12 protein-coding genes are annotated in these 16,636 nt (G+C 60.4%); 5 read left to right on the top strand and 7 right to left on the bottom strand.

Translation table 11 applies throughout. The annotated features are described in order from the left end of the window. Positions 1-43: 43 nt before the first annotated feature. The 3 genes from FIV38_RS11890 to FIV38_RS11880 form a co-directional block, all read right to left on the bottom strand. Positions 44-1,222: a vWA domain-containing protein gene (locus FIV38_RS11890; RefSeq protein WP_092234369.1), complete on the bottom strand. Its 1,179-nt coding sequence runs from the start codon at positions 1,220-1,222 to the stop codon at positions 44-46. A gap of 11 nt (positions 1,223-1,233) precedes the next feature. Further along, complete coding sequence (locus FIV38_RS11885; RefSeq protein ID WP_029292347.1) at positions 1,234-2,079, bottom strand: AAA family ATPase; 846 nt, start codon at positions 2,077-2,079, stop codon at positions 1,234-1,236. Between the two features lie 117 nt (positions 2,080-2,196). Beyond that, on the bottom strand, positions 2,197-3,273 hold the full coding sequence (locus tag FIV38_RS11880; RefSeq protein WP_092234372.1) for a DUF748 domain-containing protein: 1,077 nt from the start codon (positions 3,271-3,273) through the stop codon (positions 2,197-2,199). Between the two features lie 124 nt (positions 3,274-3,397). Between FIV38_RS11880 and cysK the strand changes: the two genes are divergently transcribed. Beyond that, positions 3,398-4,372: a cysteine synthase A gene (cysK, locus tag FIV38_RS11875; protein WP_092234375.1), complete on the top strand. Its 975-nt coding sequence runs from the start codon at positions 3,398-3,400 to the stop codon at positions 4,370-4,372. Positions 4,373-4,673: 301 nt separating this feature from the next. Further along, positions 4,674-5,612: an aspartyl/asparaginyl beta-hydroxylase domain-containing protein gene (locus FIV38_RS11870; protein WP_092234378.1), complete on the top strand. Its 939-nt coding sequence runs from the start codon at positions 4,674-4,676 to the stop codon at positions 5,610-5,612. A 44-nt stretch (positions 5,613-5,656) separates the two neighbouring features. Here FIV38_RS11870 and FIV38_RS29955 read toward each other — a convergent pair whose 3' ends face one another. Next, positions 5,657-5,821 carry a hypothetical protein gene (locus FIV38_RS29955; RefSeq protein WP_159439625.1) on the bottom strand — a complete coding sequence of 55 codons (165 nt, stop codon included), beginning with the start codon at positions 5,819-5,821 and terminating at the stop codon, positions 5,657-5,659. A gap of 42 nt (positions 5,822-5,863) precedes the next feature. After that, positions 5,864-6,412 carry a hypothetical protein gene (locus FIV38_RS11865; RefSeq protein WP_070995111.1) on the bottom strand — a complete coding sequence of 183 codons (549 nt, stop codon included), beginning with the start codon at positions 6,410-6,412 and terminating at the stop codon, positions 5,864-5,866. A 445-nt stretch (positions 6,413-6,857) separates the two neighbouring features. Between FIV38_RS11865 and FIV38_RS11860 the strand changes: the two genes are divergently transcribed. Further along, positions 6,858-7,718 (top strand): DMT family transporter, encoded by an 861-nt coding sequence (locus FIV38_RS11860; RefSeq protein WP_092234380.1) that lies wholly within the window; start codon positions 6,858-6,860, stop codon positions 7,716-7,718. A gap of 30 nt (positions 7,719-7,748) precedes the next feature. On the opposite strand, the gene FIV38_RS11855 is transcribed toward FIV38_RS11860, so the two are convergent. Together FIV38_RS11855 and FIV38_RS11850 are read right to left on the bottom strand one after the other, a co-directional pair. Further along, entirely contained in the window at positions 7,749-8,645 is an 897-nt protein-coding gene (locus tag FIV38_RS11855; RefSeq protein ID WP_092234383.1) for a DMT family transporter, read from the bottom strand. Positions 8,646-8,716: 71 nt separating this feature from the next. Next, positions 8,717-10,327 carry a methyl-accepting chemotaxis protein gene (locus FIV38_RS11850; RefSeq protein ID WP_420875349.1) on the bottom strand — a complete coding sequence of 537 codons (1,611 nt, stop codon included), beginning with the start codon at positions 10,325-10,327 and terminating at the stop codon, positions 8,717-8,719. 415 nt (positions 10,328-10,742) lie between these two features. Between FIV38_RS11850 and aceK the strand changes: the two genes are divergently transcribed. Further along, positions 10,743-12,476: a bifunctional isocitrate dehydrogenase kinase/phosphatase gene (gene aceK, locus FIV38_RS11845; protein WP_029292355.1), complete on the top strand. Its 1,734-nt coding sequence runs from the start codon at positions 10,743-10,745 to the stop codon at positions 12,474-12,476. A gap of 199 nt (positions 12,477-12,675) precedes the next feature. Next, positions 12,676-16,587, top strand: coding sequence for an ATP-dependent RNA helicase HrpA (gene hrpA, locus FIV38_RS11840; protein ID WP_092234389.1), 3,912 nt, complete (start codon positions 12,676-12,678; stop codon positions 16,585-16,587). Positions 16,588-16,636 lie beyond the last annotated feature (49 nt).

The following is a 16,636-nucleotide window of genomic DNA, read 5'->3' as shown; positions in this document are numbered from 1 at the left end:
GTGGGAGCTGGCTTGCCTGCGATAGCGTCAGTGAATTCACCACCTATTTAGAGAGAAAGCGCATCCCTTCTTCCAATCCCCGCAAGGTCAGCGGATACATCTGGTCCTCAATCAAATCCCGCACGATATTGGTCGACGAGGTATAGCCCCAGGTATCTTTCGGGTACGGGTTAATCCAGATCAGCTTCTTGTACTTCTCCATGAACCGCTGCATCCACACATACCCCGGCTCCTCGTTCCAGTGCTCCACGCTGCCACCGGCCTGGGTGATTTCGTAAGGCGCCATGGCCGCATCGCCGATAAAGATCACCTTGTAGTCAGCGCCGTACTTGTGCAGCAGGTCCTGGGTCGAGGTGCGCTCGGAGGTGCGGCGCATGTTGTTCTTCCACACGGATTCATAAATGAAGTTATGGAAGTAGAAGTACTCCAGGTGCTTGAACTCGGTCTTGCAGGCCGAAAACAGCTCCTCGCAGATCTTCACGTGGGCATCCATCGAGCCGCCGATGTCGAACAGCAACAGCAATTTGACCGTGTTGCGCCGTTCCGGGCGCATCTGGATATTCAGCAGGCCAGCGTCGCGGGCGGTGTGGTCGATGGTGCCGTCGATATCCAGCTCTTCGGCCGCACCCTGGCGTGCAAATTTGCGCAGGCGGCGCAGCGCCACCTTGATATTGCGCGTGCCCAGCTCCACCGAATCATCGAGGTTCTTGTACTCGCGTTGATCCCAGACCTTGACCGCCTTGCCCTGGCGCTTGCCGGCATCGCCCACGCGAATGCCCTCGGGGTTGAAGCCGCCGGAACCGAACGGGCTGGTGCCGCCGGTGCCGATCCATTTGTTGCCGCCGGCGTGGCGTTCCTTTTGTTCTTCCAGGCGTTTCTTGAACTCTTCGATCAGCTTGTCCAGGCCGCCCAAAGATTGGATCTGCGCGCGCTCTTCATCGCTCAGCGAACGCTCGAACTCCTTGCGCAGCCAATCTTCGGGAATCAGCGCCTGCAAGTGATCGTCGAGTTTTTCCAGGCCGTTGAAGTAGGCGCCGAAGGCACGGTCGAACTTGTCGAAATGGCGCTCGTCTTTCACCATGATCGCCCGGGACAAGTAGTAGAACTCGTCCATGTCGGCGAAGGTCACCCGTTGTTTCAGGGCGTTGATCAAGTCCAACAGCTCACGCACCGAGACCGGCACCTTGGCTGCACGCATTTCATTGAACAGGTTGAGCAGCATGGCAAAAGCCCTTATCGAGTGCCGCGACGGCTCATGAACGCCAGGCGCTCAAGCAGTTGCACATCCTGCTCGTTTTTCACCAGGGCGCCGGCCAGTGGCGGGATGGCCTTGGTCGGATCACGCTCGCGCAACACCGCTTCGCCGATGTTGTCGGCCATCAGCAGCTTGAGCCAGTCCACCAGTTCGGAGGTGGAAGGTTTTTTCTTCAGGCCCGGCACCTTGCGCACGTCGAAGAACACGTCCAGCGCTTCGCTGACCAGGTCTTTCTTGATGTCCGGGTAGTGCACGTCGACGATTTTCTGCAGGGTGGTGCGGTCGGGGAAGGCGATGTAGTGGAAGAAGCAGCGACGCAGGAACGCATCCGGCAGCTCTTTCTCGTTGTTGGACGTAATGATGATGATCGGGCGCTTCTTGGCCTTGATGGTCTCGTCGATTTCGTAGACGTAGAACTCCATCTTGTCGAGTTCTTGCAACAGGTCGTTGGGGAACTCGATGTCGGCCTTGTCGATCTCGTCGATCAGCAGGATCACCCGCTCTTCGGACTCGAAAGCCTCCCACAGCTTGCCTTTCTTGAGGTAGTTGCGCACGTCATGGACCTTGTCCACGCCCAGCTGCGAGTCGCGCAGGCGGCTGACCGCATCGTACTCATACAGGCCCTGGTGCGCCTTGGTGGTGGACTTGATGTGCCAGGTAATCAAGCGTGCCCCGAACGATTCGGCCAGTTGTTCGGCGAGCATGGTCTTACCGGTGCCCGGCTCGCCCTTGACCAGCAGCGGGCGCTCCAATGTGATGGCAGCGTTGACCGCCAGTTTCAGGTCATCGGTGGCAACGTAGGCCTGGGTGCCTTCGAACTTCATTTCTCAATCCTCGAACATGACGCCGGTAGTCAGCATGCCTGCGACTATAGCGCGCAGCCCCGGTGACTGTGAACGCAGACGGGTTATTCAGTCTCTGAATGACCAGTCACGCCACGGTCAATCCGCGCTGGGCTTGGGTTGTTCGTAGCGGGCATTGAACGCCTGGACGAAACCATTGCGCAAAATCTGCAAAAACGCCTGGAATGCGCTGATATCTTGCTGGTGCACGCTGCCACTGAGCTCGACTCGGGTGGCGAACTGGTTTTTGCTCTGATTCTTCAGGACGGTTTCGCTGGCGCCGACCACGGCTTCCCAGATCGAGCGGAAAATCCCCTTGTCCTTGTTCTCCACATCCTGCTGCCAGTCGAAGACTTCCACGTCCCGCAACAGTGGCTTGATATAACCGGTCAGTTGGGCTTTTTCGGCCTGGGCCTCGATGACCACGTCGCCGGTGCCGGCTTTGAAGTCGAACTTGCCATAGGCCGAGGCGAAGTCGTTCATGCGCTTGAGCTGGATATCACGGGCGCGGAAGCGGAACTCGAAGTCTTCAAAGTTGCTCAACGGGTCGAAAGTCGCGCTGGCTTCCAGTGGTGCATGCCCCAGCAACATGGCCTTGCCGTCAAAGCGCGCATCGCGCATGCCTTCGACGTCCACCACATTGGTCAGGTTATAGAGGCTGGCGTTGACCTGGGTGGCGCCGATGTTGACCGGCGGCTTTGAATTGAAGTTGTGAAAGGCGATCTTGCCGTCGTCGATGCGCACTTCGTTGAGGGTGATGGGCAGCAACTTGCCCAGTTGTGCCCGCCAGTCGGTACCGCGACCGGTCTGGGACGCCTGTTTGTTGGGGCCGCCGTCGACGAAGTTGAGTTCTGGCTCGACGAATTGCACTTCGGCTACAACCGCATGGTCGTACCATAAGGAATGCCAGCTGACCGACAGATCGATCACCGGGGCCTTGACGAACGGCACGGGCACCTTGCCATCGACCTTGACGATCTGCAGGCCGTTGATCCGGTACGCGCCGCGCCATAGCGCCAGGTCGACATCAGTCACTTGGCCACGGTAGTCGCCCATATCGGCGAGTTTTTCGTTGAGGTAGTTGCGCACCAGGTAGGGCAGGGCGATATCCAGTGCCACCAGCACGACCACCAGCCCGGCGACCGTCCATATCGGCCAACTGTAGCGACGCTTCATAGGTTTTTCCTCCCTGTGTATAGGCGGTTGACTATGCAGGCAGCGCCAACGTTCCTCGACTGGACGCCTTGGAGTACGAGGCATACCCTTGTTGCCTTCTTGAAACCGCCTTAAGGAACCCGCCATGAGCCGCATTTTTGCAGACAACGCGCACTCCATCGGTAACACGCCCCTGGTTCAGATCAACCGCATCGCGCCCCGTGGCGTGACCATCCTGGCCAAGATCGAAGGGCGTAACCCTGGGTATTCGGTGAAGTGCCGGATCGGCGCGAACATGATCTGGGACGCGGAAAGCAGCGGCAAACTCAAGCCTGGCATGACCATCGTCGAGCCGACTTCGGGTAACACCGGGATTGGCCTGGCCTTTGTCGCCGCTGCCCGTGGCTACAAGTTGCTGCTGACCATGCCTGCCTCCATGAGCATCGAGCGGCGCAAGGTGCTCAAGGCACTGGGCGCTGAACTGGTGCTGACCGAGCCGGCCAAGGGCATGAAGGGCGCGATCGAGAAAGCCAGCGAAATCCTTTCCAGCGACCCGGCGACCTACTTCATGCCGGCCCAGTTCGACAACCCGGCCAACCCGGCCATCCATGAAAAAACCACCGGCCCGGAAATCTGGAACGACACCGATGGCGCCGTGGATGTGCTGGTAGCGGGTGTCGGCACGGGTGGGACCATCACCGGTGTGTCGCGTTACATCAAGAATACAGCGGGCAAACCGATCCTCTCGGTGGCCGTGGAGCCCATCAGTTCGCCGGTGATTACCCAGGCGTTGGCCGGTGAGGAAATCAAGCCCAGCCCCCACAAGATCCAGGGTATTGGCGCGGGGTTTGTGCCGAAGAACCTCGACCTGTCGATGGTCGACCGGGTGGAGTTGGTCAGTGACGATGAGTCCAAGGCCATGGCGCTGCGGTTGATGCAGGAAGAAGGCATCCTGTGCGGGATTTCCTGTGGTGCGGCGATGGCCGTCGCGGTACGCCTGGCGGAGAAACCAGAAATGCAGGGCAAGACCATTGTGGTAATCCTGCCGGACTCCGGCGAGCGTTACCTGTCGAGCATGCTGTTCAGTGATCTGTTCACCGACCAGGAAAACCAGGCCTGACCCTGTAGGAGCGAGCTTGCCCGCGAAGACCCTGAGGGCGCCGCGTCTAACCAGAAGGCACGCGTACCGTTTTCATTCTTTGCCCGAATGCCCCTTGCAGACACGCTTGCTCTTACAGAAATCGGGTTGATCCAAATCAGCCCGGTTTGATGCCCTTTATGCATAATTGTTTGCTCGCCGCGCACCCCTTAAAACGTATTGTTGGATAACGCGGGTTTTTCCTCCGGCCTGGAGTGTTTATCATGGCCGGCTGCTATGTCGGGTTTCCCGCTGCCGGGAGGCTATTTCCAGGAGTTGCTGCATGACCTTTTCTTTGGCCGCCAAGCTGTCGGTGCTGCTGTTGTTTATCGGCAGTACGCTTTACGTGCATTTGCGCGGCAAGGCGCGTTTGCCGGTGCTGCGCCAGTTCGTCAACCATTCGGCACTGTTCGCCCCGTACAACGCCTTGATGTACATCTTTTCGGGTGTGCCGTCCAAGCCGTACCTGGACCGCACCAAGTTCCCGGAACTGGATGTGCTCAAGGACAACTGGGAAGTGATCCGCGACGAGGCCATGCACCTGTTTGACGAAGGCTATATCCGCGCCGCCGAGAAGAACAACGATGCCGGTTTTGGCTCGTTCTTCAAGAAGGGTTGGAAGCGCTTCTACCTCAAGTGGTACGACAAACCACTGCCGTCGGCCGAGTTGCTGTGCCCAAAAACCGTGGCCCTGGTCAGCAGCATCCCCAACGTCAAGGGCGCCATGTTTGCCCTGTTGCCGGGCGGCAGCCACCTCAATCCCCATCGCGACCCGTTTGCCGGGTCCCTGCGCTATCACTTGGGGTTGTCGACGCCCAACTCCGACGACTGCCGTATTTTCGTCGATGGCCAGGTCTACGCCTGGCGCGATGGTGAAGATGTGATGTTCGACGAAACCTACGTGCACTGGGTGAAGAACGAAACCGAGAAGACCCGGGTGATTCTGTTCTGCGATATCGAACGCCCCCTGAGCAACCGATTGATGACCCGTATCAACCGCTGGGTCAGTGCCCAATTGGGCCGCGCGACTGCGCCACAGAACCTGGACGACGAGCGCGTGGGCGGGATCAACCAGGCCTATGCCTGGAGCAAGAGCTTCAGCGATCGCTTCAGTGGTGTGGTCAAGCAGTGGAAGCGCAAGCACCCCAAAGCCTATCGCGTCATGCGGCCGGTATTGGCGGCGGTGGTTGTGGGGGCGTTGGTGTATTGGTTGTTTGGCTGATGGGTTCAAAAAAACCGCTCGTATGAGCGGTTTTTTTATGACTTTTATTTTTCCGTGTGACCCGCCAAAAGGCTTGGTTCTTCAACGTTGCCGGCCATAGCCGCGCTGAGAAAACGGCGCTGATTGGCGGTCAGCACAGTGCTTTTAGGTTCCTGGCCGGCCTTGGACGACGCTTTTCGGGCGACGGGTTTTTTAATAAGTTCTCCCATGCAGCCTCCACGATTGATCATTAATTGAACATGTTTGCGATGCTATTCGTTCTCTACCGCTATCACAAGCCTGCCCCGTGAATCGAAGTCAAAGCCCAGGTTTTGATAGAGGGGAATAGCCCCGGGTGCGGGCTCCTGAATTTCTATCCATTGGCTGCCAATGATTCTCGCGTAATGGTCGATGGCAATCATCGTCAGTGATGCTATGCGGCTTTTCAAAGGGTGGGATTTTCCAGGTCTTCCCTCCAGGCGGATGACCTTGATCCGCAATCGGCTTTGATTGGGATTGGCAAAGCACAGCCCACAGAGCACCTCGTCGTACCAGAGGGACAAATCGAACGCCATCGGTTCACGGCCTTTCCATGTCGCAACCTCGTCCCATGAGAAGTGAGAGTCTTCTGCCCAGTCCTGATAGGCAGCCAATGCATGGCTGTCGATCAATTCAAAACGGACATGGGTCAAGTCGATCTCTGCGCCTTGGGCGTCGGTGTGTTTCAGGTTTTTGTACCACTGTTGAGTCGATGCATTCGCAAGGCGTAAAGCTTTGGATCGGTAGAGCTGGTATCGCAAGGAGTCGCGTGTTTTTGGCATTGGCGGTCATGAGTCGAAAGCCTCCTGAAGAGGAGTGAGTTGGTTTTTCCCAAGGCTAGAGGTGGTTTTTCAACTTGTCCTTACTGGCCTTTTGGCAAAGCCATTGCAAAGCGTGTCACCGGCTGGTTATAGTCGGCGCCAGGTGTTTCACAGCACCTTTAATCCCTTCAAAAAAGATCAGCCCATGCCTGCTTCCCCACGCATAGCGGTAGTCGATTCAGCGGTCAACGCTGCGGTCGTGCCGTGTGGGAGCCAGCAGCCTGCGCAGATCAGTCATTACCCTCCACCTGTCAGTAGCACGCCGGTGTACGCAGTCGTATCACCGCCGGGCGTTGGCATTTCGGGCTGATCAGCAGATCACTGTTGCCCGTTGCCTGCCTGTACCGAACCTACTGAATTTCAGCCTTGGCTGAGTTGGCTTTTTGCCTGACTACAGGTGTTCATCATGTCTGTTCTTTCGAAACAATCCGTGGCCGCGGCGGCCTCGACGAGCCTGTTTGTCCTGCTGTGGAGCAGCGGGGCGATTTTCTCCAAGCTGGGCCTGGCCCATGCATCACCCTTTGCCTTCCTGTTGATCCGCTTTGCCATTGCCCTGGCGGGCCTGGTGGTGCTGGTACCGATCCTCAAGCTCAGGTTGCCGCGCCCGGGCAAACCGCTGTGGTATGCGGTGGCCACCGCGCTGGTGCTGCTGGGGGCCTATCAGATTTTCTATCTGCTGGCCCTGGACCTGAAGATCACCCCTGGTGTGATGGCAACCATCATGGGCGTGCAACCGATCCTCACCGTGGTGTTGATGGAGCGCCAGCGTTCATGGCGTCGGATATTCGGCCTGGCGCTGGGGTTGGTGGGGCTGATCATGGTGGTGTACCAGGGCATCGGTCTGGCCGGCATGTCCCTGGCCGGCATGCTGTTTGGCTTGCTGGCGCTGGCGAGCATGACCCTGGGCTCGATCATGCAGAAGCGCATTACCGAGAACCCATTGGGCACCTTGCCAGTGCAGTACCTGGCGGGCCTGTTGTTGTGCGCAGTGTTCGTGCCGTTCCAGCCTTTTCATTTCGAGCACAGCAGCCGCTTTTACCTGCCGGTGTTGTGGATGGGGCTGGTGGTGTCACTGTTGGCGACGCTGCTGCTGTACCGCCTGATCGCCCGGGGCAACCTGGTGAATGTCACCAGCCTGTTCTACCTGGTGCCAGCGGTGACTGCGGTGATGGACTACCTGATCTTTGGCAATCGGCTGGCGCTGCTGAGTGTGCTGGGGATGGGCTTGATCATCGTCGGCTTGGTGTTCGTTTTCCGTAAAGCCTGATACCCCGTGTAGGCGCCGGCAAGCCGGCGCCTACACGGTTTTGATCAGTTTCCCTGGGCGTAGCACCAGCCACAGCGCCCCCGCGATCAACATCCCGCCATACAGATGGGCCATGGACAACGGCTCATCCAGCAGCAATGCACCCCACAACACGCCGAATGGCGGAATCATGAAGGTGACGGTCATCGACTTCACCGGCCCGATGGATGTCAGCAAGCGGAAGTACAGGATGTAGGCAAACGCCGTACACAACAGCCCCAAACCGAGCAGCGACAACCACACATTCCAGCCACCCCAACTGGCGGGCGGATGGCTGATGGCGCTCCAGCCAAACCAAGGCAATAAAAACAATGTGGCACCGAGCATGCTGCCCAAGGCCGAAAGGCGGCTGTCCAGGCCTCCCTGTTGATCCAGCCAGCGGCGCGCCAGGAAGCCGGCGAAGCCGTAGCAGGTGGTCGCCAGCAGGCAGGCGAGGGCGCCCATCAGCAGTTCCAGGTCAAAGGCCACCGGCCCGGCCCGCGTGAGGGTGCCCACGCCGAACAAACCCAGGCCTACTCCGGTAATCTTCGACAGCGTCAGCCGTTCATGGAAAAACAGCCCGCCAATCAATACGCCCATCAACGGCGTCGTCGCGTTGAAAATCGCCGAATAACCTGCGGGCAAGACCTGCGCCGCCACCGAATACATGGTCGCAGGGATCCCGGAGTTGATCACCCCAAGCAACAGCACGGTCTTGAATTTACCGCGAAAATCCCAGCTCACCCGCAGGATTGCCAGGATCACCAGCAACCCGGCGGCGGCAATTGACACCCGGAAGAATGCTGTAGGAATCGTGCCGATCTCGGGGGCGATAATCCGCATGAACAGAAAGCTCGCGCCCCAGATGGCGGCCAGTACCAGCAGGTACAGGGTGTCGACAGGTCTCACGGACAGCTCCTTTTTAATCAGGGCGAGAGTGTTGCCCAGGGACCTGCCTGACACAATCTTTTACGTATCCACTACACAATAAAGCGCGTCACCAAACCATTGAGGTCCACCGCCAGGCGCGACAGCTCCTGGCTGGCGGCCGAGGTCTGGGTCGCCCCGGCGGCGGTCTGGGTCGACAGGTCGCGGATGTTCACCAGGCTCCGATCCACCTCCCGGGCCACCGACGCCTGTTGCTCGGCAGCACTGGCGATCACCAGGTTGCGCTGGTTGATCTGCGAAATGGCGGCGGTGATTTTTTCCAGGGCGCTGCCTGCGCTGTTGGCCCGTTGCAACGTCTGGCTGGCGTGCTCGGCGCTGCTGGTGAGGGCTCCGACCGTGTCCTGGGTGCCTTGCTGGATACCGGTGATCATCTGCTCGATTTCTTCGGTGGAGTCCTGGGTCCGTTGTGCCAGGGAACGTACCTCGTCGGCCACCACCGCAAAGCCCCGCCCGGCCTCGCCAGCGCGGGCGGCTTCAATGGCGGCGTTGAGCGCAAGCAGGTTGGTCTGCCCGGCAATCCCGCGTATCACTTCCAGTACCTTGCTGATGTCTTGCGCCTGCACCGCCAGGCCCTCGGCCTTGCCCGAGGCGTCGAGCACCTCGTTGACCAGGTTCTGGATCGAGCTGATGGTTTCGCTGATCTGATAGTGCCCGTGCTTGCTGTCTTCATCGGACGCCTGGGACGCTTCGGCGCTGGAGACCGCATTGCCGGCCACCTCATCCACCGCTGCGCTCATTTGCGTGACGGCGGTGGCGGCCTGCTCGATTTCATCGTTCTGGGCTTGCAGGCCGCGAGTGCTTTGCTCCATCACCGAGCTCATCTCTTCGGCGGCCGAGGCCAATTGCTGGGCGGATTCGCTGATACCGCGAATGGTCGCCTGCAATTGCTCCTGCATGGTGGCCAGGGCGCCCAGCAACTGTGCCGGTTCGTCCTTGCCCTGCACGTGGATCGACTGGCTCAGGTCGCCGGCGGCAATCGTACGTGCCGCGCGCAACGCCTGCGCCAGGGGCGTGGTGATACTGCGGGTCAACAGCCAGGCCAGTAGCAACGTCGCGATCAGGGCGACCGCGATGATGACGCCGACGATCCACTGTGCACTCTGATACACCTGCGCCGCCGATTGCGCCGCATCCTGCGCGCCTTGCTGGTTGAAGTCGATCAACGCGTCCAGGCTCCGGCCGAGGATCACGCCCTGGGGCGTCAACTTGTCGGTGAGCAAGGTCAGGGCCTGCATCTGCTCATCCTGGTCTACCCGTTGGATCAACTGGTCGACGATGGTCATATAACCCGCCGCGGCGGTTTTGAGCTGGTCCAGTAGCTGACGCTCCTGATCATTGCTCAACAGGGCCTGGTGATTGTCCAGGCGCTCCTGCAACTGCGCGCGCTCCTTGGCGATCAAACCTTTGCTGCGCTCGCGCACCGCCGACTCATCGGTGGTCAACAAGCGCAGCGCCTCCAGGCGGATCGCCGCGACGTTGGCGGCGCTGTCGTGGATGTTCTCGATGCTCGGCATCCAAGCCGTTTCAATGATGGCGGCACTTTCGCGCAGCTTGGCCATCTGCCCCAGGCCAAACAACCCGACCAGCACCAGCAGGCCGGCCAATACCGCAAAACTCAGACTGGCGCGCAGGCCGATCCCCATATTCCTCAATGACATTGCAATGCTCCTTGGGCGATTTAAATCCGTTCCCAAGCCGGTCTTTTGACCTTGTTATCAGGGAAGGGGGTGGCTATATAGCAAAGTGCCATCATTGAGGTAATCAGGGTTTCCCTTACATTGGATCCACGTTTGTATAAGGCCGCAGAGCCCACGCCGGCCTGAGTTGTTCCCTGCTTTTGGTGCCAGCGCCCGGCTTTTGCGGCCTTCAGGTGAATCGATTCATCGACGCGACGTGACTTTGGGGTGTTTTATTGACCGGATGGTCGAATTAAAAAATCGTAAACATTTGTTTGTCGCGCATCGATCCGCGTGGCATCGCCCGGCAAAAATTGTACTTCTCCTGCTTGCGGACTCTGGCTAATCTCAGGGCTTCCGAACGCCCGCAGAGGTCTCCGACATGCCGCAGCAAACGCCTGCCATCGACACCGCGCAGTCCATCGCACAGATGATCCTTGATGGCTTCGACGATTACCGCGAGCACTTTCGCCAGATCACCGACGGCGCCCGCGAGCGCTTTGAGAAGGCCCAGTGGCAGGAGGCGCAAACCGCATCGGCGGCGCGGATCAACCTGTATGAAGAAAAGGTCGGTGAAGTCACCACGCGCCTGCGGGCAACCTTTGACGCAGGCGCGTTGCTGGATATCAAGTCCTGGCCACTGGTCAAGAGCGCCTATATCAGCCTGATCGACCTGCGGTTTGACGATGAGCTGTCCGAGACTTGGTACAACTCGATCTTTTGCGGGCTGTTCAGCCACGACCTGATCAGCGACGGCTGCATGTTCATCCACACCACTCGCCCGAGCCTGCGTCGCGCCCGCGCTGCGCAAACCCGCACCTACAAGCCCCAGGGCCAACTGGCGGGCATGCTCGAGCAGATTTTCAGCGACTACCGCTTCAGCGAGCCCTACGCCGACCTGGCCGCCGACCTGCAGCGCCTCGAAGCGCAACTGCGCGAGAGCCTGCCGGATTGGGTCTGCAAGGACCCGGACCTCAACGTCGAGCTGTTTTCTTCGGTGCTCTATCGCAACAAAGGCGCATACCTGGTGGGCCGTCTCTATACCCGCGACGAACAGTGGCCGCTGGTGATCCCGCTGCTGCATCGCGAAGGGCAGGGCATCCGCATCGACGCGCTGATCACTGACGAAGCCGATGTGTCGATCATCTTCTCGTTCACCCGGTCCTATTTCATGGTGGATGTGCCGGTACCGGCGGAATTCATCGGCTTTCTCAAACGCATCCTGCCGGGCAAGCACATCGCCGAGCTGTACACCTCCATCGGCTTCTACAAACATGGCAAGTCAGAGTTCTACCGGGCGCTGATCAACCACCTGGCCAGCACCGACGACCAGTTCATCATGGCCCCGGGCGTGCGGGGGATGGTCATGAGCGTGTTCACCCTGCCGGGGTTCAACACGGTGTTCAAAATCATCAAGGACCGTTTCTCGCCGTCGAAGAACGTCAACCGTGCGACGGTTATCGAGAAGTACCGCCTGGTCAAAAGTGTCGACCGGGTCGGGCGCATGGCTGACACCCAGGAGTTCGCCGACTTCCGTTTCCCGTTGAGCAAATTCGAGCCGCAATGCCTGGCCGAACTGCTGGAAGTGGCTGCGGGCACGGTCGAGGTGGAAGGTGACACGGTACTGATTCGTCACTGCTGGACCGAACGGCGCATGACCCCGCTCAACCTCTACCTGGAAAACGCCAATGAGGCCCAGGTGCGCGAAGCCCTCGAAGATTACGGCCTGGCAATCAAACAGCTGGCGGCGGCGAATATCTTTCCCGGCGACATGCTGCTGAAAAACTTTGGCGTTACCCGCCACGGTCGCGTGGTGTTCTACGACTATGACGAGATCTGCTTCCTCACCGAAGCCAACTTCCGCCATATCCCGGCACCCCGAACCCCGGAAGATGAAATGGCCTCCGAGCCGTGGTATTCCATCGGCCCGCTGGACGTATTCCCCGAGGAGTTCCCGCCGTTCCTGTTTGCTGATGCCGGGCAACGGCGCTTGTTCGATGAGTTGCACGGTGAGCTGTACAACGCCGACTACTGGAAAGGCCTGCAAGAGGCGATTCGGGCGGGGAAAGTGATTGATGTGTTCCCGTACCGGCGCAAGGGCCTGGATAACGAATAAGGGCACTAATCCCTGTAGGAGCGGGCTTGCCCGCGATAGCGGTGGGGCAGGCAACATTGATGCAGGCAGTGCCGCCGTCATCGCAGCCTCGCTGGGGCTCGACAGCTCCCACACGTGATTTACGCGGCCTTTAACGTTGCGGGCGCTTTTCTGCCACAATTGCCGGCCGTGCATAAATAGACGACCTGCAAAGTACCTGATGACTGATCAAGCGCCCGCTATCGACCAACTCCTGAAGAACCTCGATCACGCCATGCTCGCCGACCGCCATCGCTTGCGCCGGCAGTTGCTTGAGCTGCGCAAGAAGCCCGATGAGGAGAAGCTGGCGCAGTGGGTGGCGCGCATGCAGGCGTCCTGTGCCCAGGTCACGGCGCGCGCGGCCAGCGTGCCGCAGGTTCGTTACGACGACAGCCTGCCCATCGCCGCCAAGCGCGATGAAATCAAGGCGGCGCTGCAAAAGCACCAGGTGTTGATCATCGCGGGCGAGACCGGCTCGGGTAAAACCACGCAGTTGCCGAAAATCTGCCTGGAACTCGGTCGCGGCCAGTACGGCTTGATCGGCCATACCCAACCCCGGCGTATTGCGGCGCGCAGTGTGGCGAGTCGGGTTGCCGAAGAACTGGCGACGCCTTTGGGCGCGCTGGTCGGCTATCAGGTGCGGTTCGAGGACCAGAGCGACTCCAACACCCTGATCAAGCTGATGACCGACGGCATCCTGCTGGCCGAGACCCAGAACGACCGCTACCTCGAGCGCTACGACACGATCATCGTCGACGAAGCCCACGAGCGCAGCCTGAACATCGACTTCCTGCTCGGCTATCTGAAGACCCTGCTGCCACGTCGCCCGGACCTCAAAGTCATCATCACGTCGGCCACCATCGACCTGGAGCGCTTCTCCAAGCACTTCGACGATGCGCCGATTGTCGAGGTCTCGGGGCGTACGTTCCCGGTGGAAACCTGGTACCGCCCGCTGACCCTGGAACAGGACGAAGAGGGCAACCGCGTCGAAGACGACTTGACCGTGGACCAGGCGATCCTCGCCACCCTCGATGAAATTGCCGCCTTTGAACGCAGCGAGCGCAAGAGCCCGGGCGATGTGCTGGTGTTCCTGCCCGGTGAGCGCGAGATCCGCGATGCCGCCGACATGCTGCGCAAGGCCCAGCTCAAGCACACGGAAATCCTGCCGTTGTACGCGCGCCTGTCGCCGGCCGAACAGCAGCGCATTTTCCAGTCCCATCCGGGGCGGCGCGTGGTGCTGGCGACCAACGTCGCGGAAACCTCGCTGACCGTGCCGGGCATCCGCTACGTGATCGACAGCGGTACCGCCCGCATCAGCCGCTACAGCTACCGCGCCAAGGTCCAGCGCCTGCCAATCGAGGCGGTTTCCCAGGCCAGCGCCAACCAGCGTAAGGGGCGTTGCGGCCGGGTTGAACCGGGCATTTGCGTGCGCCTGTACAGCGAAGAAGATTTTATCGGGCGCCCGGAATTTACCGATCCGGAAATCCTGCGCACCAACCTGGCGGCAGTGATCCTGCAGATGCTGCACCTGCGCCTGGGCGAAATCACCGACTTCCCGTTTATCGAACCACCGGATGGCAAGGCCATCAGCGATGGCTTCAACCTGCTGCAGGAACTCTCGGCGGTGGACCGCAACAGCCAACTGACGCCTCTGGGCCGGCAACTGGCGCGCCTGCCGGTGGACCCGCGCATGGGCCGCATGTTGCTGGAAGCGGCCAAGCTCGGCAGTTTGCAGGAAGTGCTGATCGTCGCCAGTGCCATGTCGATCCAGGACCCGCGCGAGCGCCCGCCGGAGCGCCAGCAAGCGGCCGACCAGGCCCACGCGCAATGGAAGGATCCCGATTCGGACTTCGCCGGTCTGGTCAACCTGTGGCGCGGCTTTGAAGAGCAGCGCCAGGAATTGACCGCCAGCCCGTTGCGCAACTGGTGTCGCAAGAATTTCCTCAACTACCTGCGCCTGCGCGAGTGGCGTGATTCCCACCGCCAGTTGAGCCTGATCTGCCGTGACATGCAGTTGACGGTCAACAAGGAGCCGGCGGATTTCCCGAAACTGCACAAGGCGGTGTTGTCCGGCCTGCTGAGCCAGATCGGCCAGAAGACCGAAGAGGGCGACTATCTGGGTGCCCGTCAGCGGCGCTTCTGGATTCACCCGTCGTCGGGGATCGGCAAGAAGCGCCCGCAATGGTTGATGACCGCCGAGCTGGTGGAAACCACCAAGCTGTATGCGCGCATGGTGGCCAAGATCGATGCCGATTGGATCGAGCCCCTGGCCGGGCACTTGATCAAGAAAAACCACTTCGAGCCCCATTGGGAGAAGAAGCGCGGCCAGGTCGTGGCCTTCGAGCAGATCACCCTGTTCGGCCTGATTGTGGTGGGGCGCCGGCCGGTGCATTACGGGCCTGTGGACCCGGTGGTGTCGCGCGAGCTGTTTATCCGTGAAGGCCTGGTACGTGGCGAGATCCAGTCCCGGGCCAAGTGCCTGGCCGCCAACCAGCAGTTGCTGGAGCAATTGGACGAACTGGAAGCCAAGGCCCGGCGCCGCGATATCCTGGCCGACGAAGAAACCCTGTACGCCTTCTACGATGCGCGCCTGCCGGCGGAGATCCACCAGACGGCGACCTTCGACAGTTGGTACAAGATCACCAGCCAGAAAGACCCGCAACTGCTGATCATGCGCGAAGAAGACGTGCTGGCGCGCGAGGCCAGTGAAGTCACCGCTGCCCATTATCCGGACACGCTGCACTTGGGTGACCTGGCCCTGGCCTTGAGTTATCACTTTGAACCCAATCACCCGCGCGACGGCGTGACCGTGCGGGTGCCCGCGCCATTGTTGCCGGCCTTGCCTGCCGAGCGCCTGGAGTGGCTGGTGCCCGGGCTGATCGAGGCCAAGTGCATTGCCCTGGTGCGCAACCTGCCCAAGGCCCTGCGCAAGAACTTCGTGCCGGTGCCGGATTTCGTCAAGGCTGCGCTGCAACGTATCGAATTTGCCCAGGGCTCGCTGCCCCAGGCGCTGGGGCGCGAGCTGCTGCGCATGACCGGTGCGCGGGTCAGCGATGAAGCCTGGAGCGAAGCCGCGCAGCAGGTGGAAAACCATCTGAAAATGAACCTGGAAGTGGTGGACGCCCAGGGCAAGTTCCTCGGCGAGGGCCGCGACCTGGCCGCGCTGACAGCACGTTTTGTCGAAGCCAGCCAGGCCGCCCTGGCGGTGCCGCAGACTGCCAAAAGCCAGTTGCCGGTGGAGGCCAAGGTCTTTGCCGCCGTGGCCGAGACCACCCAGCAAAAGATCGCCGGGCTGTCGATGACGGTGTATCCGGCGTTGGTGGAGGAAAACGGGACGGTCAAGGAAGGGCGCTTCTCCACCGCTGCCGAAGCCGAGTTCCAGCATCGCCGTGCCTTGCAGCGTCTGTTGATGCAGCAACTGGCCGAGCCGGCAAAATTCCTGCGCGGCAAGTTGCCCGGTCTTACCGAGCTGGGGCTGATGTACCGCGAGCTGGGACGTATCGACGCCCTGGTGGAAGACATTCTGCTGGCCAGCCTCGACAGTTGCGTACTGGAAGGCGAGGCCAGCCTGCCGAGGGATGGCGCTGGTTTGGCGGCCCTGGCCGAGCGCAAACGCGGCAGTTGGACCGAACATGCCGAACGCCTGGCGCGCCTGACCCTGGAAGTATTGAAGCTGTGGCACGGCCTGCAAAAGCGCTTCAAGGGCAAGATCGACCTGGCCCAGGCCGTGGCACTCAACGATATCAAGCAACAACTGAGCAACTTGGTGTACCCAGGCTTTGTGCGCGAAACCCCGGCGCAGTGGTTCAAGGAACTGCCGCGTTATCTCAAGGCCATCGAACTGCGCCTGGAAAAACTGCCCAGCCAGGTGCAGAAGGATCGGGTCTGGAGCGGCGAGTTGAGCGGCCTGTGGAGCCAGTACCAGACGCGGCTGAACAAGCACACTCAGGAAGGCAAGCGCGATCCGCAGTTGGAGCTTTACCGCTGGTGGCTGGAGGAATACCGGGTGTCGCTGTTTGCCCAGCAGTTGGGCACCAAGGTACCGATTTCCGACAAGCGTTTGAGCAAACAGTGGAGCCAGGTCGAGCCTTGACCTGCAATCCCGGGGGCAGGTGCGCGTGTGACAGGCGCCAAACCCCCCG

This window comes from Pseudomonas proteolytica (assembly GCF_007858275.1).
GTDB classification, from domain to species: Bacteria; Pseudomonadota; Gammaproteobacteria; order Pseudomonadales; family Pseudomonadaceae; genus Aquipseudomonas; species Aquipseudomonas proteolytica.
This window is presented reverse-complemented; position numbering and strand designations above follow the sequence as displayed.

Coding starts and splice junctions, on each gene's coding strand:
- FIV38_RS11890 (WP_092234369.1), bottom strand. CDS start 1,222: ATGCTGCTCAACCTGTTCAATGAAATGCGTGCAGCCAAGGTGCCGGTC.
- FIV38_RS11860 (WP_092234380.1), top strand. CDS start 6,858: ATGTCTGTTCTTTCGAAACAATCCGTGGCCGCGGCGGCCTCGACGAGC.
- FIV38_RS29955 (WP_159439625.1), bottom strand. CDS start 5,821: ATGGGAGAACTTATTAAAAAACCCGTCGCCCGAAAAGCGTCGTCCAAG.
- FIV38_RS11885 (WP_029292347.1), bottom strand. CDS start 2,079: ATGAAGTTCGAAGGCACCCAGGCCTACGTTGCCACCGATGACCTGAAA.
- FIV38_RS11865 (WP_070995111.1), bottom strand. CDS start 6,412: ATGCCAAAAACACGCGACTCCTTGCGATACCAGCTCTACCGATCCAAA.
- FIV38_RS11880 (WP_092234372.1), bottom strand. CDS start 3,273: ATGAAGCGTCGCTACAGTTGGCCGATATGGACGGTCGCCGGGCTGGTG.
- hrpA (WP_092234389.1), top strand. CDS start 12,676: ATGACTGATCAAGCGCCCGCTATCGACCAACTCCTGAAGAACCTCGAT.
- aceK (WP_029292355.1), top strand. CDS start 10,743: ATGCCGCAGCAAACGCCTGCCATCGACACCGCGCAGTCCATCGCACAG.
- FIV38_RS11870 (WP_092234378.1), top strand. CDS start 4,674: ATGACCTTTTCTTTGGCCGCCAAGCTGTCGGTGCTGCTGTTGTTTATC.
- cysK (WP_092234375.1), top strand. CDS start 3,398: ATGAGCCGCATTTTTGCAGACAACGCGCACTCCATCGGTAACACGCCC.
- FIV38_RS11850 (WP_420875349.1), bottom strand. CDS start 10,327: ATGGGGATCGGCCTGCGCGCCAGTCTGAGTTTTGCGGTATTGGCCGGC.